The organism is Kitasatospora sp. NPDC006697, assembly GCF_042869935.1.
Classification (GTDB): Bacteria; Actinomycetota; Actinomycetes; order Streptomycetales; family Streptomycetaceae; genus Kitasatospora.
In genome coordinates this window covers 254,351-275,133 of record NZ_JBIAGU010000001.1, presented here as the reverse complement: position 1 = coordinate 275,133, position 20,783 = coordinate 254,351, and the positions used below count along the sequence as shown (strand labels likewise).

16 protein-coding genes are annotated in these 20,783 nt (G+C 74.7%); 8 read left to right on the top strand and 8 right to left on the bottom strand.

The features are described 5' to 3' along the window. Nucleotides 1-22 precede the first annotated feature (22 nt). The 5 genes from ACFYNO_RS01155 to ACFYNO_RS01135 form a co-directional block, all read right to left on the bottom strand. Nucleotides 23-958, bottom strand: coding sequence for a hypothetical protein (locus tag ACFYNO_RS01155; protein ID WP_388003163.1), 936 nt, complete (start codon nt 956-958; stop codon nt 23-25). Continuing rightward, a complete protein-coding gene (locus tag ACFYNO_RS01150) occupies nt 955-3,738 on the bottom strand; it encodes a poly(A) polymerase (protein WP_388003160.1) in 2,784 nt (927 codons plus the stop codon). The genes ACFYNO_RS01155 and ACFYNO_RS01150 overlap by 4 nt, the downstream gene beginning before the upstream one ends. Further along, nucleotides 3,738-5,495 carry an RNA ligase family protein gene (locus ACFYNO_RS01145; RefSeq protein WP_388003157.1) on the bottom strand — a complete coding sequence of 586 codons (1,758 nt, stop codon included), beginning with the start codon at nt 5,493-5,495 and terminating at the stop codon, nt 3,738-3,740. The genes ACFYNO_RS01150 and ACFYNO_RS01145 overlap by 1 nt, the downstream gene beginning before the upstream one ends. A 131-nt stretch (nt 5,496-5,626) precedes the next feature. Then, complete coding sequence (locus ACFYNO_RS01140) at nt 5,627-7,189, bottom strand: FAD-dependent monooxygenase (RefSeq protein WP_388003154.1); 1,563 nt, start codon at nt 7,187-7,189, stop codon at nt 5,627-5,629. A 62-nt stretch (nt 7,190-7,251) separates the two neighbouring features. Next, nucleotides 7,252-7,941, bottom strand: coding sequence for a TetR family transcriptional regulator (locus ACFYNO_RS01135; RefSeq protein ID WP_388003151.1), 690 nt, complete (start codon nt 7,939-7,941; stop codon nt 7,252-7,254). 378 nt (nt 7,942-8,319) lie between these two features. Between ACFYNO_RS01135 and ACFYNO_RS01130 the strand changes: the two genes are divergently transcribed. Then, nucleotides 8,320-9,702: an FAD-dependent oxidoreductase gene (locus ACFYNO_RS01130; protein WP_388003149.1), complete on the top strand. Its 1,383-nt coding sequence runs from the start codon at nt 8,320-8,322 to the stop codon at nt 9,700-9,702. Nucleotides 9,703-9,760: 58 nt separating this feature from the next. On the opposite strand, the gene ACFYNO_RS01125 is transcribed toward ACFYNO_RS01130, so the two are convergent. Both ACFYNO_RS01125 and ACFYNO_RS01120 read right to left on the bottom strand, forming a co-directional pair. Continuing rightward, the gene (locus ACFYNO_RS01125) at nt 9,761-10,432 is read right to left on the bottom strand and encodes a Tat pathway signal sequence domain protein (protein ID WP_388003146.1); all 672 of its coding nucleotides are present in this window, start codon (nt 10,430-10,432) and stop codon (nt 9,761-9,763) included. A gap of 83 nt (nt 10,433-10,515) precedes the next feature. Further along, nucleotides 10,516-11,499, bottom strand: coding sequence for a hypothetical protein (locus ACFYNO_RS01120; RefSeq protein ID WP_388003143.1), 984 nt, complete (start codon nt 11,497-11,499; stop codon nt 10,516-10,518). 388 nt (nt 11,500-11,887) lie between these two features. Between ACFYNO_RS01120 and ACFYNO_RS01115 the strand changes: the two genes are divergently transcribed. The 3 genes from ACFYNO_RS01115 to ACFYNO_RS01105 all read left to right on the top strand — a co-directional run bounded on the left by ACFYNO_RS01115 (nt 11,888) and on the right by ACFYNO_RS01105 (nt 13,776). After that, the gene (locus tag ACFYNO_RS01115) at nt 11,888-12,526 is read left to right on the top strand and encodes a TetR/AcrR family transcriptional regulator (protein ID WP_388003140.1); all 639 of its coding nucleotides are present in this window, start codon (nt 11,888-11,890) and stop codon (nt 12,524-12,526) included. A gap of 164 nt (nt 12,527-12,690) precedes the next feature. Continuing rightward, nucleotides 12,691-13,350 carry a DUF6230 family protein gene (locus tag ACFYNO_RS01110; protein WP_388003137.1) on the top strand — a complete coding sequence of 220 codons (660 nt, stop codon included), beginning with the start codon at nt 12,691-12,693 and terminating at the stop codon, nt 13,348-13,350. A 3-nt stretch (nt 13,351-13,353) separates the two neighbouring features. Continuing rightward, nucleotides 13,354-13,776 carry a DUF6114 domain-containing protein gene (locus ACFYNO_RS01105; RefSeq protein ID WP_388003134.1) on the top strand — a complete coding sequence of 141 codons (423 nt, stop codon included), beginning with the start codon at nt 13,354-13,356 and terminating at the stop codon, nt 13,774-13,776. Nucleotides 13,777-13,838: 62 nt separating this feature from the next. Here the strand turns inward: ACFYNO_RS01105 and ACFYNO_RS01100 are convergent, their stop codons facing one another. Continuing rightward, nucleotides 13,839-15,026 (bottom strand): MFS transporter, encoded by a 1,188-nt coding sequence (locus tag ACFYNO_RS01100; RefSeq protein ID WP_388003131.1) that lies wholly within the window; start codon nt 15,024-15,026, stop codon nt 13,839-13,841. Between the two features lie 298 nt (nt 15,027-15,324). Here ACFYNO_RS01100 and ACFYNO_RS01095 point away from each other — a divergent pair, with 298 nt between their 5' ends. The 4 genes from ACFYNO_RS01095 (at nt 15,325) to ACFYNO_RS01080 (ending at nt 20,664) form a co-directional block, all read left to right on the top strand. Beyond that, a complete protein-coding gene (locus ACFYNO_RS01095; protein ID WP_388003128.1) occupies nt 15,325-15,606 on the top strand; it encodes a hypothetical protein in 282 nt (93 codons plus the stop codon). A gap of 77 nt (nt 15,607-15,683) precedes the next feature. Further along, complete coding sequence (glmS, locus tag ACFYNO_RS01090) at nt 15,684-17,510, top strand: glutamine--fructose-6-phosphate transaminase (isomerizing) (RefSeq protein WP_388003125.1); 1,827 nt, start codon at nt 15,684-15,686, stop codon at nt 17,508-17,510. A 188-nt stretch (nt 17,511-17,698) separates the two neighbouring features. Further along, a complete protein-coding gene (locus tag ACFYNO_RS01085; RefSeq protein WP_388003122.1) occupies nt 17,699-18,505 on the top strand; it encodes an SAM-dependent methyltransferase in 807 nt (268 codons plus the stop codon). Further along, complete coding sequence (locus ACFYNO_RS01080) at nt 18,502-20,664, top strand: putative bifunctional diguanylate cyclase/phosphodiesterase (RefSeq protein WP_388003119.1); 2,163 nt, start codon at nt 18,502-18,504, stop codon at nt 20,662-20,664. The genes ACFYNO_RS01085 and ACFYNO_RS01080 overlap by 4 nt, the downstream gene beginning before the upstream one ends. Nucleotides 20,665-20,783: the final 119 nt, after the last annotated feature.

The following is a 20,783-nucleotide window of genomic DNA, read 5'->3' as shown; positions in this document are numbered from 1 at the left end:
CGCCGCGGCACCACCGCCCGGTTCACCGGGTGACGGCCGAGGCGTCGGCGTGGACGATCCGCTCCACCCGTTCGCCCTCGCGCGGCTCGAACCGCTTCGGCACGCCCGGGGGCAGGGCGGGGGCCAGCGCGTGGAACACGGCCGGGTAGGCGTCGGGGCCGTAGTCCCGGTAGTGCTCGGTCGCCCGCAGCCAGAGCGCGCCGGAGGGGAGCCGGTCCACCTCGTGGAACGCGCCGGTGGCGCGCAGGCCCTCGGCGCCGCCGAGGGTGGCGGCGAGCTCCTTCGGACAGACGGTCCACCAGTCGTACCCGCGCAGCACCCGGCGGCTGACCGGGATGGTGTCCTTGGGGAACTTCCACGGCGGCCCGAGGGTGCGCTCGAGGCCGGTCCTGCCCAGCCCGTCGTGGTAGGTGAGGTTGCCGAAGGACGGGTCCAGCGCCTCGACGGTGCGGCGCAGGAAGCCGAGCACGGCCTCCTGCCGGACGGGGTCGAGCAGGTCGGCCTCGGGGAGTTCGAAGGAGAGCACCGCCCAGTCGATGGCCTCGGGCCAGTTGTCGGCCTCCGGGCGGTCCACCGTGATCCGCAGCGGGCTGGCGCCCGGGTAGCCGTGCTCGTCGAGCACCGAGAGCCCGATGGCGGCGGTGCGCGGCGGATCGGCCAGCTGCTTGAGGAACCACGCCATGCTGCGGGCGGAGATCACCCGCCCGGAGCGGCGGTCCTGCCGCCCGTCATGGCGGACGATCGACACGAAACCCCAGGCGGCGTGCGGCGGTCCGCAGGGGACGGCGCGCCGGATCGCCTCGGGCGGCAGCTTCGGCCCGGTCTCCAGGGCGAGCCGGTGCTCGGGCGCGAGGGCGCTGAAACCGCCGTCGAGCCAGGCGCGCGCCAGCTGCTCGTAGGCCGTGGGCGACCGGGGCCACTCCAGGTTGATCTCGGCGTACAGGTCGGTGCTTCTCATGCGCGGATTCCAGCAGGCGGCACTGACGCTGCCCCGGGGACCGCGACCTCCCCGCCCGGGCGCCAGTGCACGGCCACCCCCGACAACCCGTGCAGCCAGGGGGCGGTGAGCTCGGCGAGGCGGGCGGCGGTGGGCGGGGTCTGCCCGAGGCCGATCGGGATGCCGCCGGACCCGGGGTGCGGCCAGGCGTGCAGGTCCGGCGAGCCGGCCTCCGCGAGGACGGTCAGCAGTGCCCGCAGGCGGCCGCGGACCCGGCCGGCCTCCGCCGCCGGGGCGTCGACCACCGCCCAGGCCGCGTGCCGCCGGTGCAGCGGCGGCATGGTGAGCAGGTCCGGCGCCGGGGACTCCCAGGCCGCGTAGAGCTCCTGCACCAGGAGGTCGACCCGGCCGGCGTCCACCTGCTCCGTGCAACTGCGCACCGGCGCCGTGGGCGTCAGCACCGTGAGCGGCTGTCCCGTCGGCGCGGCGGCGGCGCCGTCCAGCGTCACCGGCACCCGCCAGTCCCAGCCCGCCCAGTCCGCGAAGAACTCCCGCAGCAGCGCGTCGCCCGCCGCTTCCGGGTGGGTCAGCACCGTGCGGGCGGCCAGTACCGACCAGGCCAACCCCGGCAGCCCGCCGAACGGCGCGCCGTCCAAGCCGCGTGCCCGGGCCCAGGCCTTCACCCGGCGCGCCAGCACCGCGAACGCCGGATGCCGGGCGCCGACCGCCGCCCGGACCGCCGCCGCGTCGGTCACCGCGCTCAGCGCCACCGCGGCGGCCCCGCCGAGTTCGGCGCGGCGGGCGACGGCCTGCTCCGGGGGCAGTCCGCCCGAGCCGACCAGGGCCAGGTCCACCGTCAGCCGCCCGTCCCAGCGCAGCCGCAGGCCGGGCACCCGAGCGCCCGTCACCTCCCGGACCTCGACCGCTGCGGGGAACTGAAAGTCGGTCAGGTCGACGTCCCCCGCCACGACGCCCACCAGGTCGAGGTCCGCGCCCGCCGCCGCGCAACCCATCCGGCGCGAGCCCACCACCTCCACCAGCGGCCCCTGCGCGGCCACCCGGGCGACCACCTCGGCGACCAGCGCCCGGTCCTCGGCCGGCTCCGGCGGTGCGCAGCCCGCCTCCTCCGCCGCCCAGCGCAGCTCGCCGCTGCCCAGGGCGACCGTCGCCCGCACCCGCATCGGCCCGTCGCCGCGCCGGGAGAGCAGCACCAGCTCGCCCACCTGGGCGGAGGCCGGCGCCAGGACCGCCCCGGCCGCCGCGATCACGGCCTGCGGATCGGTGCTGCGACCGAGCGTCAGGTGCGGCGTGAACCCCTCGGCCCGGCCCGCGCAGCGCGGGAACCGGCGCAGCAGGGCGTGCCGCAGCTCGGCCCAGGGCCGCTCGCCGCCGGCCGCCGGGTCCAGCCAGACGGTGGCCTGCTCGCGGTGGCCGAAGCTGTGCAAGCCGCTCAGCCGTGCGGTGAACGGCGCGACCTCGGCCGCCGCCGCGGCGAGCAGCGGCGCCGCCGCCTCGAAGGCGTGCTCGGGGACGAAGCCGAAGAGCAGGTTGACGTGCGGCGGCCAGCGGTCCACCTGGGCGTCGTGGCGCCGCCGGATCTCCTCGATGGCGGGCCGGAGTCCGGCCGGCGGCAGCCAGGCCACCGCCGTGCGCGCCGTCGGCGCCAGGTCGAGCAGACCCTCGGGCGTGTCGCCGCTGAGGTCCAGGTCCACCGACACGCCGTAGTGGTCCGAGGGGGGCAGCTGTCCCGGCCCGGCGGCCCGCCCGAGCAGCCGGGCGCCGGCCACCCGGGCCGTGCCCGGCCCCAGCAGCACCCGGTCCAGCCGCGCGGACCGGCCGGTCAGCGAGGAGACGGCCGCCAGCGGGTTGGCCGCCGGGTCGAAGGTCGGCGTCCGGTCGGCCGGCCCGTGCAGCTCGGTCCAGGCGTCCCGCAGCCCGAGCGCCACGCCCGGTCCGGCCTGCCCCTCCCGGCCGTCGTTGAAGTCGCCGAGCACCACCAGCTCACCTGGAACCGCGCTCAACCCCTCCCCGATCTCCGCGAGCTGGGTCTCCCGCTTGGCCGCCCCGGAGGGCGTGTGGTCGCTGCTGAGGTGGGTGGCGGCCAGCACCAGCGGGCCGCCGGCGGTGGCGACCGTGAAGGCGGTCAGCGCCTTGTGCGGGCCGAGCGCGTGGTGCGCCGCCTCGCGCACCGGCAGCCGGCTGAGCAGCAGCAGCCCGTGCTCGGCGAGCGCCCGCGACTCGCCCGGGCCGCAGCTCAGCGCGTAGTCCGCCCGCACCCAGGGCTCCCGCAGCAGCAGCTTGAGCAGCGCCGGCTCGACCTCCTGCAGCGCGATCAGGTCGGCGTCGGCCTCGGCCAGCGCGGCGAGCAGCAGCGGACGGCGGCGCTCGGTGTCGATCAGCTCGCTGTCATAGCGATCCCAGAGCGTGTTCCAGGTGACCACCCGCGGATGCGACACGCCCGGCAGCCCGTCCGCCCCGGCGTCGGCCGCCCAGCCCGTGCCGCCCCAGCGCCACACCCGGGCGGCGGTGAAGAACGGCGGCTGGAGCAGGCGCGGCTCGCGGGCCAGCCCGGCGGTGGTGCTGTCCAGCAGGTCCAGGCCGATGGACCGGTCCCAGACCAGCTCGCCGTCGGCCTCCACGAAGAGCACCCGGTGCCAGGGGATGTCGCCGCCGGGCACGAATGCGGGCAGCGGGATCCGCTTGGGCTCGGCCTGGCGCCGGCTGACCCCGAGCACGAAGCGCGCCGGGTCGAACCGGGCGTCCCAGCGGACCCGGTGGTAGAGCTCGTCGATGGTGCGCATCACGCCTCCCGGGCGGCCGGTCGCGGCCGATCGGCCGCCCACAGCGTGTCGGCGCGGTCCGCCACCGCGCCGTCGGCGTCCAGGTACCAGGTGCGGTGCGCCTGTCCCGGGTACGGCGGGGCGAAGCGACGCAGCTGGGCGGCGAGGACGTCGGCGGGCACCGGGTGCTCGCGCACCGCGTTGCGCCGGACCAGCTCCTCCTCCGGGACCAGGGCGACCACCTGGGTGGTCAGCGCGTCCCGGCGCGCCGCGATGGCCCGCGCCTTCGACCGCTGCTGCGGGGTGAGCGAGGTGGCGTCCCAGAGCACGGTGGCGCCCGCGGCCAGTTCGCTGTCCAGGCGGTCCAGGGCCAGCGCCAGCAGCTCGCCGCCGCCGCGCTGGTCGGCCCGGTCGCCGCGGGCCTCGCGCAGGTCGTCCAGCGAGATCCGGACCGCCGAGGCGGGCAGCGTCCTCGCGTAGCTGCTCTTGCCGCTGCCGGACGGGCCGACCAGCTGGACCAGCCGGGGGAACGCGCCGTCACGCCGGCGCCAGGTGGCGGCCACCGCCTCCGCGGCGCTGCCGATCCGGCCCAGCGCGAACGCCTCCCGGGCCTGCGCCCAGCAGCGGTCGGCGGCGTCGGTGCTCAACCCACTGAAAGCATCAGCGAGTTCCGTGCGCAGCTCGGCGAACGGGTCGGCGCCGAGCAGTCCGGCCTCCTCGGCGAGCAGCGCCGACCACTCCACCTGCTCGCGCTCCTGCGCCGTGCCCGCCGGGCCGGCGGCGACGGCCGCGGCGACCGCGTGCAGCACCCCGAGGTCGGCGGCCAGGGCGAGCCGGCCCAGACCCGCGCGCCGGTCCTGGTCGGGGTGGGGGAGCAGCAGCTTGCCATGCAGGCCGACCAGGTCGGCGACCCGGCGGGCCAGCGGCACCCCGAGCACACCGCTCAGCCGGCCGGCCAGCCGGCCCCGGTGTCCGCCGTGCAGCAGCGCGGCGAGCACCCCGGCCAGCCGGGCGTCGCCGGTGCGGCCCAGCAGGTCGAGCCGGTCGGTGATCCCCGGGTCCTCGGCCGGCGCCTCGGGCTCGCCGAGGGCGGCGAGCAGCTGACCGGCCTCGGCCGGCCCGCCGGAGCGGACCGACCAGAGCGCGGCCGAGGTGCCCAGCTCATTGGGCACCACCTGGCTGTGCATCCAGTGCGTGGCGGTCTGCACGTGGTTCGGCCGCACCCACTTGGCCACCCGCTGCCCGAACTCCGCCCGCCCGAAGCCCGCCACGGTGCGGACCACGTACCCCTCCCGGAGCTCCAGATCGAGCCGGAGCGCCCGCAGCTCGCGCACCGCCCGCTGGTCCAGCACCCCGCGCCAGAGCACGGCCGGCGTCGGGATGCCGCGCTCGCTCAGCCAACTGACCGTCAGATCCCAGTCCAGACAGGTGTTCTGCTCGTCCCAGACCGAGAAGCCGAAGAAGTAGCCGGGCAGCTCGCGGTAGGCGAGCGAGTGGCGGGCGTACAGGTTCTCGCCGCAGATCCGCCAACCGGGCGGCACGGTCCGACCGATCCGGCCCTGCAGCGCCTTCACCCAGGTGCGGGAGGGGTGGTGGGCGGAGTCCACCGAGCGGGCGTGCAGCCCGTCCCGGTAGAGGGTGGTGTTCTCGCCGTCCAGCTTCTCGGTCACCACCACCTCCCGGCCGAGCAATCCGGACAGGTCGCCGGTGCGCAGGTCGTCACCGGTGGCGCCGGGCGACCAGGGGAGGTGGGGCGTCCGGGGGTACTGCGTGCGCATCGCTCCGCTCCCGCCGTGCTGCCGCTGTCTCGTTCGGGGCACGTCCCGTTCCGCGTTCCTCGTGCCCCGGAAACTGTAGGAGCGGGCGGCGGGCCCGGCCAGCGAATATCCGGTGCTCCGGGTGGTGGCGCTCAGCCGGAGAGCGGTTCGCCGAACCACTCGGTGAGGGCGGCCCGGAGCTCCTTCACCGCCGGGTCCGTGCCGTGCGGGTCCTCGGTGGCGAACGCGACGTACCCGTCCGGGCGGATCAGCAGCGCCTCGGCGGGCGCCTCGGGGCTGCTCGCGGCCTGCGTCCGCACCCGGTCGCGCCAGGGCGCGGCGGCGGCCAGATAGCGCCGGTCGGCGGTCAGGTCGAGCAGCAACGGCCGGGCCTGGTGCATCAGTTCGGCGAACTCCCGGTCGCCGTCGAGGGCGAACGGGGGCACGAAGCGGCCGGCCAGCGGGTGCGGGCAGCCGGTCGGGTAGCGCACGTCCGAGCCCGCGATCAGCTCGGCGACGTGCCGGGTGGCGGCCGGCTCCGCCAGCAGCTCGCCGAACAGCCCGCGCAGCGCCGTCATCTCCGGACCCGGTGCCAGCAGGGTGAGTTGGGCCAGCGAGTGCATGTACACCCGCTCGCCGACCGGATACCGCTCGCTCTGGTAGCTGTCCAGCAGCCCGGCCGGCGCCCAGCCGTCCAGCTCGGCCGCCAGCTTCCAGCCCAGGTTCACCACGTCCTGCAGGCCGAGGTTGAGCCCGGGCCCGCCGACCGCCGAGTGCACGTGCGCCGCGTCGCCCGCGATCAGCACCCGGCCGACCCGGTAGCGCTCCGCCAGCCGGGTGTTGCCGCTGGTGTGCCGCCGCAGCAGGTGCGGCCCCTCGCTGGTCGGCGGCCCCAGCGGCACCGGGGCGCCCAGCACCCGGCTCGCGCTGGCGCTGATCTCCTCCAGCGTCATGGGCAGTTCGGGATCGACCGGGTCGTCCTCCCACTCCAGGGTGGCGACCAGCGGGTTGTTCGGCGCGGGCGAGGCGAAGACGAAGACGCCGCGCTCGGTGCGGTAGTGCAGGAAGGACGGCACCGGGCCGTGGCCCGGCACGGTCAGTGCGCCGGTCTCCGGGTCCACCCACTCGGCGGGTACGGTGGCGTGCGCGGTGCGGGAGACGATGTTCGGCCCGGTCACCCCGGGGAAGCCGATGCCGGCCAGCCGCCGCACCGTGCTGCGCCCGCCGTCGCAGCCGACCAGGTAGCGGGCCCGGACCCGCAAGTCCCCCCGCTCGTTGACCAGTTCGAGGTCGACGCCGTCGGCGTCCTGCTCGAACCCGCGCAGCTCGTGGCCCCGCCGCAGCTCCACCCCGAGCTCGGCCGCGCGTTCGGCCAGCAGCGCCTCGAGCCGGCGCTGCGGCACGGAGAGCAGGTGCACCGGGTTCCGGTCCAGCCCGCTGAGGTCGAGCGGGAACCCGGCGAACATGAACCGCGGTATGGGGGCGGGCGGTTGGTCCGTTCCGGTGATGCGCCGGAACAGACCGCGCTGGTCCATCAGCCGGACCGCCTGGCCGACCAGCCCGTTGGCCCGCAGCGCGGCCCCGGGCTCGGGAAGCTGCTCGAAGACCACGGGGCGCCGGCCGGCCAGCGCCAACTCGCAGGCGAGCATGAGGCCGTTGGGCCCGCCGCCGGCGATGGCCACGTCGATGGTGCCCTCGGGAGCGTCCGCAGGCATGGAGGTGCCGTCAGGAGACATGGTGGTGCCCTTCGGGTGAGGTGATCGGGTCGAATGCGCCGTTAAGGCGCCGACGGATCCGGCAGCCCCGCCGCGAGCAGGTCCAGTGCCCGGCGCAGCAGCGGCCCGAACGGCACGGGCGGGTCGTGGCGGAGCCACTGGTCGCTGGCCACCTGCTGCGCGGTGAGCACGGCGGAGGCCACCAGCTCCGGGTAGAGGTCGTGTTCGGGATCGGTGCCGGTGCGCTCCGCGATCGCGGCTGCCAGCTGTGCCCGGGCTGCCACGCCGGCCCGCGCGAACTCGCCCCGCATCGAGGGCTCCGCGAGCATCCGGCGGACACCGGCCGTCCAGGCCGGGCCCGGTGAGTCGGTGGCCGTGGGGCCGGCCGGCCCCGAGGAGAGGCCGGGCTCCGCCGGCTCGCCCTCGGCGCCGACGCCGTACGGCGCCAGCACCGCGGCGGCCATCGCCGTCCAGAGCGGCTCCGCCGCCGGCCGGGCCCGCAGCGCCTCGGCGGTCTGCCGGCTCCGCTCCAGGTGGCGGTAGATGATCGCCTCGTGCTTGCTGGCGAAGTAGTTGTTGAAGGTGCGCGGCGACACCCCCGCGGCCGCCGCGATCTCCTCCACCCGGACCTGTTCCAGCCCGTGCTCCACCGCCAGCCGCAGCGCGGCCCAGCTCAACGCCTCGCGGGTGGCCTGCTTCTTGCGCTCGCGCAGCCCGCCGCCGTCGGAGGCACCGACCTGATCCGTCGTCATGTCTCCACTGTAGATATTTTTGCGCGACATGCAATATTGCGCGGTACGCAAAATTCTCCGGAGCCGGTGCGCCCCCGAAGAGCCCCGGACGGCGGGCCGGGGACCACATCCCGACCGCCGCCCGGGGGCTGCACCACGAACCGGGCCGACCGGCGGGACAGGGATGCGCGCCTTGGCCGCCGGTGACCGATCCATCGGCCCCCGCTCCGGCGGGCCATGGCGATCACCGTACCGGCGGGTTCCGCCCGGCACATCGATCATCCGCGCTATCCGCGGCTCCACCCGGCGCGGTAGCCGCACCGCCGTCTCCACCCTGCGCGGTAGCCGCGGCGATCATGGCAGGGTGGGCGGGCAACCCCGGAGAGCAGGGAGTGGGAGATGACGGAGCACCTGGTGGTGGTCGGCGGCGACGCGGCCGGCATGACCGCCGCCTCGCAGGCCAGGCGGCGGCGCGGGCCGGAGCAGTTGCGGATCACCGCGTTCGAGCGCGGCGCGTTCACCTCCTACTCGGCCTGCGGCATCCCGTACTGGGTCGGCGAGGTGGTGGCCGGGCGCGACCGGTTGATCGCCCGCAGCCCCGAGCAGCACCGGGCGCGCGGCATCGAGGTGCGCACCGGCACCGAGGTGGTGGAGCTGGACCTGGCCAACCGCCGGGTCCGCAGCATCGAAGCGGCGACCGGCCGGGAGAGCTGGACCGACTACGACCAGTTGGTGCTCGCCACCGGCGCCGAGGCCGTCCGCCCGCAGTTGCCCGGCTTCGACGCGCCCGGCGTGCACACCGCGCACACCCTGCCGCAGGGCGGCGCGCTGCTGGACGCGCTGGCCGCCGAACCGGAGGGGCCGGCCGTGGTGGTGGGCGGCGGGTACATCGGGATCGAGCTGGTTGAGGCACTGCTGCTGCGCGGCCGCCGGGTCACCCTGGTCTGCCGGTCGGACGAGCCGATGCCAAGCCTGGACCAGGAGTTGGGCGCGCTGGTCCGCGCGCGGATGGTGGAGCTGGGCGTCGAGGTGGTGGCCGGCGCGGCGGCCCTGGAGGTGCTGCTCGGCCCGGACGGGCGGCCGCGCGCGGTGCGCAGCACGGCGGGCGAGCACCCGGCGCGGCTGGTGGTGCTGGGTACGGGGGTGCGGCCGCGGACCGCGCTGGCCCGGGAAGCCGGGCTGGCGCTGGGCGCGCACGGCGGGCTGCGCACGGATCCGCGGATGCGTGTGCTGGACGCCGACGGGCGAGCGGTCGACGGGCTCTGGGCGGGCGGCGACTGCGTGGAGGTGCGCCAGCTGGTCTCCGGCGAGTTCGCCCACGTGGCCCTGGGCACCCACGCCAACAAGCACGGGCTGGTGATCGGCGCCAACCTGACCGGTGAACCGCTGGAGTTCCCCGGCGTGGTGGGCACGGCCGTCACCAAGCTCTGCGAGCTGGAGATCGGCCGCACCGGACTGAACGCCCGGCAGGCGACCGCCGCCGGCCTGGACTGGACGGCGGTCACCACGACCGGGAGCACCCGGGCGCGCTACTACCCGGGCAGCACCCAGGTCACCGTCAGACTGCTGGCCGAGCGAGGCACCGGCCGCCTGCTCGGGGGCCAGCTGGTCGGCGGGCCCGGGACGGCCAAGCGGGTGGACGCGGTGGCGGTCGCGCTCGGCTGCGGGCTGACGGTCGAACGGTTGCTGTTCCAGGACCTGGGCTACGCGCCGCCGTTCGCCCCGGTCTGGGATCCGGTGCTGGCGGCGGCGCGGGCCCTGGCCGGCCGGCTCAGGGGGTGACGGCGGCAGGTCGGTTCACCTGGACGGAACCGAACTGACGGGGTGTCAGATCATCGGGTCAGTTCACCCAGACCGACGGGCTGCCGCTCTGCGAGGTGTCCTGGATCGGGCCGTAGGCCGCGGTGAAGTAGCCGGCCGCGAAGCAGGTGGCCGGACCGCTGCTCTTGGTGAAGGACTGGTTGGTGAAGCTGAGGGTCTGCGCGGCGTTGGAGGCGACACCGGTCAGGCTGGTCGGCGAGGCCTGGTAGACGCAGGTCACGGTGCCGAGCAGGGTGCGCAGCACGATGGTGGTCTGGATCGGGCCGCTGACCGGGCTGAGGGTGACCGGGTCGCCGCTCGCGTCGCTGACCGAGTTGGTGTAGGTCAGGTTGTTCACCGTCACGCTGCTGACGCCGGTGACGCCCGGGACGCTGACGGCGGTGCAGCTGCCGAAGGTCTGGGTGTTGAGGGTCTCCACGGCGGTGCCGGGGGCGGTCGGGTTGGCGGTCACCGTGGCGTTGAAGGTGGAGGTGGCGCACTTGACGCCGGCGCCGCCCGCGGCGGTGGAGTAGAGGGTGGCGAAGGTGCCGCTGGCGAGCGAGGCGGTCAGGGTGTCGCCGACCCCGACCGCGCTGCCGCCGGCGCTGCCGTAGGTGAGCACGGCGGAGGAGGCGCTGGCGGGCAGTGCGGTGAGGGCGGTCAGGGCTGCGGCTGCCAGGGCGGCGGTGCCGAGCAGGAGGCGGTTGCGCATGAGGGTTCCTCTGTTTCCTTCTGGGTGGGGGTGTACTTCTGGTGGTGCGTGGGGGAGTGCGGCTGTGGGGGCGGGCCGGCGGCTCAGTGGCCGGCCGAGGCGTTCATCGCCGCGCCCAGGTCGCTGATGCTGGTGTCCAGCGCGAGCGTGGTGTCGGTCTGCAGGAAGCTCACCGAGCCGTTGCCGGCCCCGGCGGGCAGGCCCATCGCCAGGTTGATGATCCAGTCCAGGCTGCCGCCCAGCCCGCAGCCGCTCGCCCGGGGCACGGTGAAGGTGTTGTCCACCAGCGAGGCGCCGGTGAACGAGGCCAGCAGCGAGCCGTAGCCGTTCGGGTCCGGATTCACGCCGATGGTGCCGGGGTCGCCGGTCATCGGCTTGGCGGGCGGCGGCGGGGCTGTGGTGCCGGTGGTCGGGGCCAGCACGATCGGCGAGGAGTCGGAGCCGATGTAGCAGTCGTCGCCGAAGAAGGCGTTGAACAGGTGCAGCTTCACCGGGAGCTTGAAGACCGGGTATGACTCGCCGGCCGCCAGTGGAGTGAAGTCCTTGACCTGGCCCGCGAGTTCGACCTGCGCGAAGATGCTGGTGATGCCCGGCAGGAAGTTGACGATGCCCGGGATGGTGATCTGCGCGGGCTGCGCGCTGAGCAGCGGCGCACCGGCGGGTGCCACGGTGGTGTACTGGTTGGCCGTGCTGCCGTCGGGGAAGGTGACCTGGGGAGCGGACTTGTCCCAGTAGACCCCGAACTGCAGGGTGATCGGCGAGGTCAGCGGCACGGTGGTGGAGCCGATGGTGAAGCTGCCGCCCCTGGTCACCGCGACCACGCAGCCCACCTGCAGGTCGCTCGGATCCTGCATGGAGGTGGAGTTGAGCGGGCAGTGGCCCATGCCGGTGTAGCCGCCGCCCGGGGCGCCGACCGCCTCGGCGGGGGCGGTCGCGACCGCCAGCAGCAGCGCGGTGCAGGCCGACGCGAGTGCGGTGGCGGCCCGACGGCCCCTGCGGTGCAGGGTGGTCGGGGTGGTACTGGACGCGGAGCTGGGTGCGGGTGCTGCGGGTGCGGTACGGGGCATGGCAGGCTCCTCGCGAACACGGGGGCGGCCGGCAGGGGTCGGACCGCCCGGCGCCACGGGGGTCCGGCCCACTGAACCGGGTGACAGGTTTCCCGGTGCCGGGCCCGGCGGCTGCCACCGCTCTTCGGCACTTTCTGCGCGATACTGGACCGCTGACGTCCAGAACCGCCAACTCCTCGACGGATGTGCCTGGTTGGCCTCGGCTCGATTGGAAACCTGGGAAGGTTCTAAACCTGCGTCACGCCAGCGTCAAGGGACGGTGCGAAAGTTGCGGATAAATCTTGAAAACCACATCATCGCAGGCGAGTTCATCCTTCCGGGAGAGCGAAACGGACGCGATCCGGCACGATCGATCCGGCGCGGCCCGAGCCGCATCCCGGCGGAGGTGGTGGCGGCCACCCAGCGCGAGCGGCTGCTCGACGGAGTGGTCCACACGGTGGCCGAGTGCGGCTACCACGGTGCCCGGGTGAGCGACATCTGCCGGGCGGCCGGGGTGACCAGACCGGTCTTCTACGAGCAGTTCAGCGGCAAGGAGGAGGCCTTCCTGGCGGCCCACCGGCACGGCACGGCCGTGGTGATCCGCCGGATGGAGGAGGCGTACACCGGCCAGGTCGACTGGTGCGCGGGGCTGCACGCCGCGTTGCGGGCGGTGCTGTCGATCCTCGCCGAGGTGCCCGCCTTCGCCACCATGGCGGTGGTGGAGATCGACGCGGTCGGGCCGGCCGGGCGGCTCGCCCGGGAGCAGCTGCGGGTGCGGCTGCGCCGACTGCTGGCCGGCTGCCCGGGCCCGCCGCCGGGGGTGGACGGGGAGCTGCTGGTGGACGCCGTGGTGGGCGGCATCTACTCGGCGATCTACCGCTGCATCGCCGCCGGAAGGCACGATGAACTCCCCTCCCTGCTACCGACCTTGGCGCACTTCGCGCTGGCCGCGTTCATCGGCCCGGCGGCCGCCGCCGAGCGGGTGGCGCAGGCCGAGGCGGCCGGGGCCAACTGGCGGCGCCCGGACCTGCCGTGCGCGAAGCCTTGACCCCCTGTCTACCCCGAGGTAACTTCCCAAGAAGTTGGCCCGTCGCCCGACTCATCGTCAATTCCCCTGCCAGGGCCGGTGATTGATCGCCCGACGGGTGCGCTGTCCGCGCCAGGACACCGTGCTGCCGAGTTCGCAGATCCCCTCACCTTCCTGGAGCAGCCATGCCCGATTCCGTCGATCCCGCGACCGATCCGACCGAGACTCCTGATGCCCCCGTCGCCGCGAAGACCGGCCGCGGCCGGGTCCGGCTGCGACGCGCCGCACTGATGGCCGTGCCCGCCTGCGTGGCCGGCGGGGTGCTGATGGCCCTCACGGCACAGGGCGTGCTGGGGGCGCAGTTCTCCATCTCCGGCATGGCCTTCACCGTCACCGCGGACCGCCTGGACGGCACCGGCTTCGAGCAGTTCGGCGGCCTGGACAACATGATCGACAACAGCCCGAACGCCGGCAACACCGGCGGCCAGGTGCTGGTGGCGGTCTCCGCGATCAAGTCCGCCCAGCTCACCAACCTGTGCCAGAGCGTCAACCTGGGCGGCACCAACCTGAGGATCACGGCCGGCGACGCGGGCACCCCGGTCACCGCCACCGGCCTGACCACCGACTCCGACGTGCTCTCCGGCGACGCCGCGTTCACCACCATGGAGATCGGCGGTGACGCCTCCACCTTCACCAAGGCCGGCGTCCAGGGCCCGCCCGGGGTCTTCGGCCAACAGGCCGACACGGTCGTCATCCAGAACCTGCGGCAGGACAACTACGCGACCACCGCCGCCACCTTCAAACTGCCCAACCTGCACCTGAGTTTCAGCGACCAGGGCTGCTGACGGATGGCCGAGCCGACCGAGAGCACACCGGCCCCCGAACGCCGGCGCGGCTTCAAGCGCTGGCGCGGCGCCCGCCCGTTCTGGGGCGGCCTGCTGGTCACCCTGGCCGGCACCGAGATCCTGTTCACCGAGAAGGCGGCGCTCCCGGTGATCCTGCACATCGGCATGCAGGGCCTGGCCGGCTACATCGTGCCCGGCATGATGGTGCTCTGCGGGCTGCTGCTGCTCTTCCACCCGTCCCAGCGGCTGTTCTACTCGATCCTGGCGGTGCTGCTCACCCTGGTCAGCTGGGTCACCTCCAACCTGGGCGGCTTCCTGATCGGGCTGCTGCTCGGCCTGATCGGCAGCAGCCTCTCGTTCGGCTGGCTGCCCGACCAGCCCACCCGCCGCCGGCTGCTCCGCCGGAGCCGCCCCACCACCCCCTGACCATCCACCCACCCTGCCCTCGCGGAGCCCCACCCACTCCGCGAGGGCAGCCCCGCGCCCGACTACCGCTGCGCCGCCGCCGGTGAGCCGACGCCCGGCCGGGCGGACCGCAGCAGCGACCCGCCGACCGCCGCGAGCAGGCCGAGGACGGCGGCGGGCAGCACCGCGGCCGTGCCCAGGCGGTCCACCAGGACGCCCGCGAGCGCCGTGCCGGCGGCCGCGCCGAGGTTGTAGGCGGTGGTGAGCCAGGCGCCGGCCTCGGTGCGGGAGCCCTCTGGGGCGAGGTGGTCGACCAGTTGGTAGGCCGCGATCAGCAGGACGTCGGTGCAGGCGCCGGCCAGCAGCAGGCCCGCCCCCGCCGCCGCCACCGTGGGCACGGCGGCCGGGAGGGCGTAGCAGAGCGCCGCCGTGCCGGCCAGCAGGACCGGACGGCGGGTCAGCGGCACCGCCACCGTCCGCCGTCCGTAGAGCAGGCCGCCCAGCACGCCGCCGACCGAGAAGAGCGTGGTCACCACCCCCGTGACGACGGTGCCCCGGCCGGCGAGCAGGCCCACCTCGGCCAGTGCGAGGGCGCCCGCGATCGCCGCGGTCAACCCGAGCAGTGGCAGGAAGCCCTTGGCCCGCAGGGGAGTTCGGCGCCCGGTGGGAGCGGCGACAGCGGCCTCGGGAGTCGGCAGGGCGGCCGCCAGCAGGCCGAAGCCGAGGACCACCAGCACCGCGCAGCCGCCCAGCACCACCGGCGCCGAGACGGCCGCGACCAGGACGCCGCCGAGCACCGGGCCGAGCGCGAAGACGGTGGACTCGGCCGCGGTGTCCAGGCTGAGCGCCGACTGCCGCTGCGCCTCGCCGGCGGCCAGCCGCCCCCAGACCGTGCGCATCAGCGGCCCGACCGGCGGCGGGCAGCAGCCGGCCAGCAGGGCGACCGCCACCACCAGCGGCACCGGCCAGTGCCCGGCGCAGGCGGTGGCGAGCAGCGCCAGCAGCGCCGCGTACCCCGCCGCGAGCGGCCGCAGCGCCGCCGGGCGCCGGTCGACCAGCCGGGCCCGCAGCGGACCGAGCAGCGCCGTGGCCAGCCCGGCGATCCCGACGGTGGTGCCGGCCAGGGCGTAGGACCCGGTGCCGGAGCGCACGGCGAGCAGCAGCGGGATGCCGAGCAGGCCGTAGCAGAGCCGCGCGGCGATCGCGGCGGCGAAGAGGGTGCGCGCACGGGGCAGCGCGAGGACAGCACGGTAGGACGCGCCGGAAGACATGGGTGTTCTCCAGAGGAAGGCGGCGCACCGGGAAGCCGGGGCGCGCGCGGGCACGACGGAGGAGCGTCTGCCGCCCGCCGGTGGCTACCGGTCGCAGGCGGCCGACGGGCCGTCAGTGCGGATCTGAGAGAAACACGTCAAGGAGCGTAGCGCAGCGGCCCTCGCATGCCCAGGGGCGCGCGGCGCGCAACCCGGAGGGCCCGAAGTTGCGGCATCAGCGGGAGCCGAGCCCGGATCCTGCCCGATATCGGGCACAAATCTTGGTGTTATCCGATCTGCGAGCCTAGGCTCACTGCCCGTGTCCAGCTCTTCGCCCCAGGTGCCGCACGCGGACCTGCTCGCCCACCTCACCCGGACCAGCGCCCTCGGGCCGCGGGAAGCCGCCCGGGTGGTGGCCGAGGTGCTCGACTACTTCTCGGAGACCACCGCGGAGTTCGTCCGGCGCCGGCACGGGGAGCTGCAGGCGCGGGGGCTGACCAACGACCAGATCTTCGCCCGGATCGCCGAGGAGCTGCCCGCCCGCCGGGTGGTCGCCCCGGAGCTGTCGGCCCGCCAGCTGCGCCGGATCGTCTACGGCTGAGCGGCGGCCGCCCCCCGCATCCACCCTCACTCTCGACCCTCGACCCTCGACCTTCGACCAAGGAGCCACCCCTCACCATGTGCGGAATCGTCGCTTACATCGGTCCCAAGGACGCCACCCCCTTCCTGCTCGAAGGCCTGCAGCGGCTCGAGTACCGCGGCTACGACTCGGCCGGCGTCGCCGTCACCGGCAAGGGCGCCGGCCTGAAGCTGCGCAAGGCCAAGGGCCGGGTGGCCGACCTGGCCGCCACCGTGCCGGCCCGGTTCAAGGGCTCCACCGGCATCGGCCACACCCGCTGGGCCACCCACGGCGAGCCGAGCGACGCCAACGCCCACCCGCACCTGGACAACGCCGGCCGGTTCGCCGTCGTGCACAACGGCATCATCGAGAACGCCGACCAGCTGCGCGAGAAGCTGATCGCCGACGGTGCCGTCTTCGCCTCCGAGACCGACACGGAGGTGCTGGTCCACCTGATCGCCGCGCACAGCGCCGAGGGTGTGGAGCTGGAGGAGGCCGTCCGCGCCACCCTCGCCCTGGTGGTCGGCACCTACGGCATCGCGGTGCTGGACGCCGAGCAGCCCGACCGCGTGGTGGTGGCCCGCAACGGCAGCCCGATCGTGCTGGGCATCGGCGAGAAGGAGATGTTCGTCGCCTCCGACGTCGCCGCCCTGGTCCGCTACACCCGCCAGGTGGTGCACCTGGAGGACGGCGAGCTCGCCGTGGTCCGCGCCGACGGCTTCCGCACCTTCACCGAGGACGCCCGGCCGACCACCCGCCAGCCGTCCACCGTCGACTGGGAGATCGACTCCTACGACACGGCCGGCCACGCGCACTTCCTGATCAAGGAGATCCACGAGCAGCCCTCCGCCGTCGAGCGCACCCTGAGCGGCCGGCTGGACGAGCGGTTCGCCACCGCCCACCTCGGCGGCCTCAACATGGACGCCCGCGAGCTGCGCGACATCCGCCGGGTGAAGATCATCGGCTGCGGCTCCGCCTACTACGCGGGCCAGATGGGCGCCCAGCTGATCGAGGAGCTGGCCCGGATCCCCGCCGACGCCGAGCCGGCCTCCGAGTTCCGCTACCGCAACCCGGTGATCGAGGCCGACACCCTCTACATCGCGGTCAGCCAGTCCGGCGAGACCTACGACACGCTGGCCGCCGTGCAGGAGGTCAAGCGCAAGGGCGGCCGGGTGCTCGGCGTGGTCAACACCGTCGGCAGCGCCATCGCCCGGGCCTGCGACGGCGGCATGTACCTGCACGCCGGCCCGGAGATCTCGGTCGCCTCGACCAAGGCGTTCACCTCCACCGTCGTCGCGTTCTCGCTGCTCGCCCTGCACTTCGGCCGGATCAACGACCTCTCGCCGGCCGACGGCCGCCGGATCGTCGACGGCCTGAAGGCGCTGCCCGGCCAGATCCGGCAGATCCTGGAGCGGGAGAAGGAGATCGCCGAGCTGGCCGCCGAGTACGCGGACTGCGAGGGCATGATGTTCATCGGCCGGGTGCGCGGCTACCCGGTGGCCCGCGAGGGCGCGCAGAAGCTGAAGGAGATCAGCTACGTGCACGCCGAGGCCTACCCGGCCTCCGAGCTGAAGCACGGCCCGCTGGCGCTGATCAGCCCCGAGCTGCCGACCGTCGCGCTGGTGCCGGACGACGAGCTGCTGGACAAGAACCTCACCACCCTCGGCGAGATCCGCGCCCGGGCCGGCCGGGTGCTGGCGATCGCGCACACCGCGCCGGACGCCAAGCTGGCCAACCACGCGCTGCTGGTGCCCAAGAGCGAGCCCGAGCTGGACCCGCTGCTGCTCAACATCCCGCTGCAGCTGTTCGCCTACCACGCCGCCGTGGCGCTGCAGCGCGACGTGGACAAGCCGCGCAACCTGGCGAAGTCGGTGACCGTCGAGTAGCCGTTCGGACACGCGCTGCTCCGGGGCCGTTCGAAGCGTTCCGGCGACGACCTGGTACCTTTCGGGGTCGTCGCCGGACGGGGCACACGCCGGCGCACCGCCGGGGCGGTCAGAGGCTTGCGGCACCCGTCCGTCCGTAGGATGATCTTTGTGCCTCTTGTCTATTTCTGGGTCGGAAGGGGTCCCTGATGCCGCGACCGTCGTGGGTGCCCGAAGGCATGGACCTGGACCGTCCGGCAGCGGCCCGCGTGTACGACTACTACCTGGGCGGGTCGCACAACTTCGCCGCCGATCGCGAGATGGCCCGCCGGGCGATCGAGATGTGGCCCGACCTGCCGCTGATCATGCGCGCCAACCGGGCCTTCCTCCGCCGCGCGGTCGCCTACCTGGCCGAACAGGGCATCACCCGGTTCCTGGACATCGGCTCCGGCATCCCCACCTTCGGCGCCGTGCACGAGGTCGCCCGGGCGATCCGCCCGGAGAGCCGGGTGGTCTACGTGGACCGCGACCCGGTCGCCGTCGCGCACAGCCGGCTGCTGCTGGAGGGCGACGGGCTCAGTGCCGTGGTCGAGGCCGACCTGACCGACCCGGCCGACCTGCTGGCCCGCCCCGAGGTGGCCGAGCTGCTGGCCCCCGGCGAGCCGGTCGCCCTGCTGCTGGTCGCGGTGCTGCACTTCGTCACCGACGAGCAGGGCCCCGAGCGGATCCTGCGCACCCTGCGCGACGCGCTCCCGCCCGGCAGTGCGCTGGCGATCTGCCACGCCTCGCTGGAGGGTCGCCCGGACCAGGCGGACTCGCACCAGGAGCTGTACAACCGCACCCCGACCCCGATGACGATGCGCTCCCGGGAGCGGATCGCCGGCTTCTTCGACGGCTACCGGATGGTCGAGCCGGGCGTGGTCTACCTGCCGCAGTGGCGACCGGACGAGCCCCACGAGGTCGGCGAGCACCCGGAGCGCATGGTCGGCGTGGTCGGCGTGGGGCTGCTGCCGTGACCAGCCCCGTGCCCGCGGGCGACCCGCTGCCCATGGTCGACGGGCGGCTGCCGGGCGCGGCCGCCGACGCCGGGCCCGAGGGCGCCGGGTCGGTGCCCGACCCCGAGGAGTGGGCCCGGCTGCTGCGCAGCAGCCAGGGCGCGGCGATGCACCCGGAGGCGCTGAACCGGCTGGTCGGCAGTACCACCGCGCTGCTGCACGAGGCCCAGGCGGACGGCTCACTGGACCCCGGCCCGGCCGCGGAGGCCGGCGCGCTGCTGGTCGAGGCCCAGTTCACCGACCCCGACCTGCTGGCCCGGGCGATCGGCCTGCTGCAGACCGACCGGCCCGGCCACCGGGTCTGCGCCGAGCTCTCCGGCGCCTTCGCGGCCGGCTGGGCCGCCGCGCTGCGCGAGCGCACCCTGCAGGAGCAGGAGGCGATCCGGCTGGCCGCCGACACCGCCCGCCGGGAGGCCGAGCGGGCGCTGCGCGAGTCCGAGGCGCGGTTCCGCGCGCTCTTCGAGTCGGCCGCGATCGGCATCGGCATCGGCGACGTCGAGGGCAACATCCTGGCCGTCAACAAGGCGCTGCAGGACATCTTCGGCGCCAAGCCGGACGAGCTGCAGGGCCGCCGGGTCAACGACCTGGTGCACCCCGAGGACACCCCCGGGGTCTGGGAGGCCTACGAGGAGATGGTCAGCGGCAAGCGCGAGGCCTTCTCCTTCGACAAGCCCTACTACCGGCACGACGGCGAGGTGGTCTGGACCCACCTGACCTGCTCGCTGATCCGCGACGACGACGGCACCCCGGTCTACCAGGTCGCGATGATGGAGGACATCACCGACCGCTACCGGCTGCAGGAGCGGCTGCGCCACCAGGCCACCCACGACCCGCTGACCGGCCTGCCCAACCGCTCGGCCTTCTTCGAGCGGCTGGAGGCGGTCTTCGACTCGCCCGAGCCCGGGGCCCGGTTCGGCCTCTGCTACGTGGACCTGGACGGCTTCAAGGTGGTCAACGACAGCCTGGGCCACGAGATGGGCGACCAGCTGCTGGCCGCCGTCGCGCTGCGGCTGGAGTCCGCGCTGCGCCCGCTGGGCCACCTGGTGGCCCGGCTCGGCGGCGACGAGTTCGTGGTGCTGCTGGAGGACTGCCGGGGCGAGCAGGAGGCGGTGGCCGCCGCCAAGACGGTGCTGGCCGCGCTGGCCAAGCCGGTGCCGATCGACGGGCACCGGCTGGCGATCGGCGCCAGCATCGGCGTGCTGGAGCGGCCGGTGGCCGCGACCACCCCGCTGGCCGCCGTGCGCGCCGCCGACCTCACGCTCTACCGGGCCAAGGAGGAGGGCCGCGGCCGCTGGACGCTCTTCGACCCGCAGCGCAACGCCCGCTCGGTCAGCCGCTACGCGGTCTCGGTGCGGATGCCGGTGGCGCTGGACCGCGGGGAGTTCTTCATCGATTACCAGCCGCTCTGCCGGCTGGAGGACGGCTCGCTCTCCTCGGTGGAGGCGCTGGTCCGCTGGCGGCACCCGCAGCTCGGCGTGCTGGGGACGGACGAGTTCATCGGCACCGCGGAGGAGACCGGCCTGATCATGCCGCTCGGCCGCTGGGTGCTGGAGCAGGCCTGCGGCCAGGCCGCCGACTGGGTGCGGCGGTTCGGCGACCGGGCACCGCACGTCAACGTCAACCTGGCGGTCCGCCAGGTGCGCAACGCCGGCCTGGTGCAGGACATCGACCGGATCCTGCGCAGCACCGGGCTGGAGCCCAAGCGGCTGCAGCTGGAGATCACCGAGAGCGCCGTGGTCGGGCCCGAGGACGAGTCGCTGCGGGCGCTCAACTCGCTGGTGGCCATGGGCGTCTCGCTGGCGATCGACGACTTCGGCACCGGCTGGTCGAACCTCGCCTACCTGCGCGACCTGCCGGTCTCCAGCCTGAAGATCGCCGGCTCCTTCGTCAGCGACCTGCGGGAAACCGGGCGCGAGCAGGTGCTCGGGTGGCGGATCGTCGGCGGCCTGGTCTCGCTGGCGCACACCCTCGGGCTGACGGTGACCGCGGAGGGCGTGGAGAACGCCGACCACGCGGAGCGGCTGCGGCAGATGGGGTGCGACCGGGCGCAGGGGTGGTTCTTCGGGCGGCCGGTGCGGCCGGAGGAGATCGTCCGGATGATCACCGAGTCGGAGCGCTAACGGGGCACCGGAAGACTGGAGTTGCCGGCGGGGCGACGGGGTTCCCGGGCCACTGCCGGACCTCTTGACGGGTCGTCATGTACGGGACAATGTGGTGGGATCCCCACACCTCGGAGGAA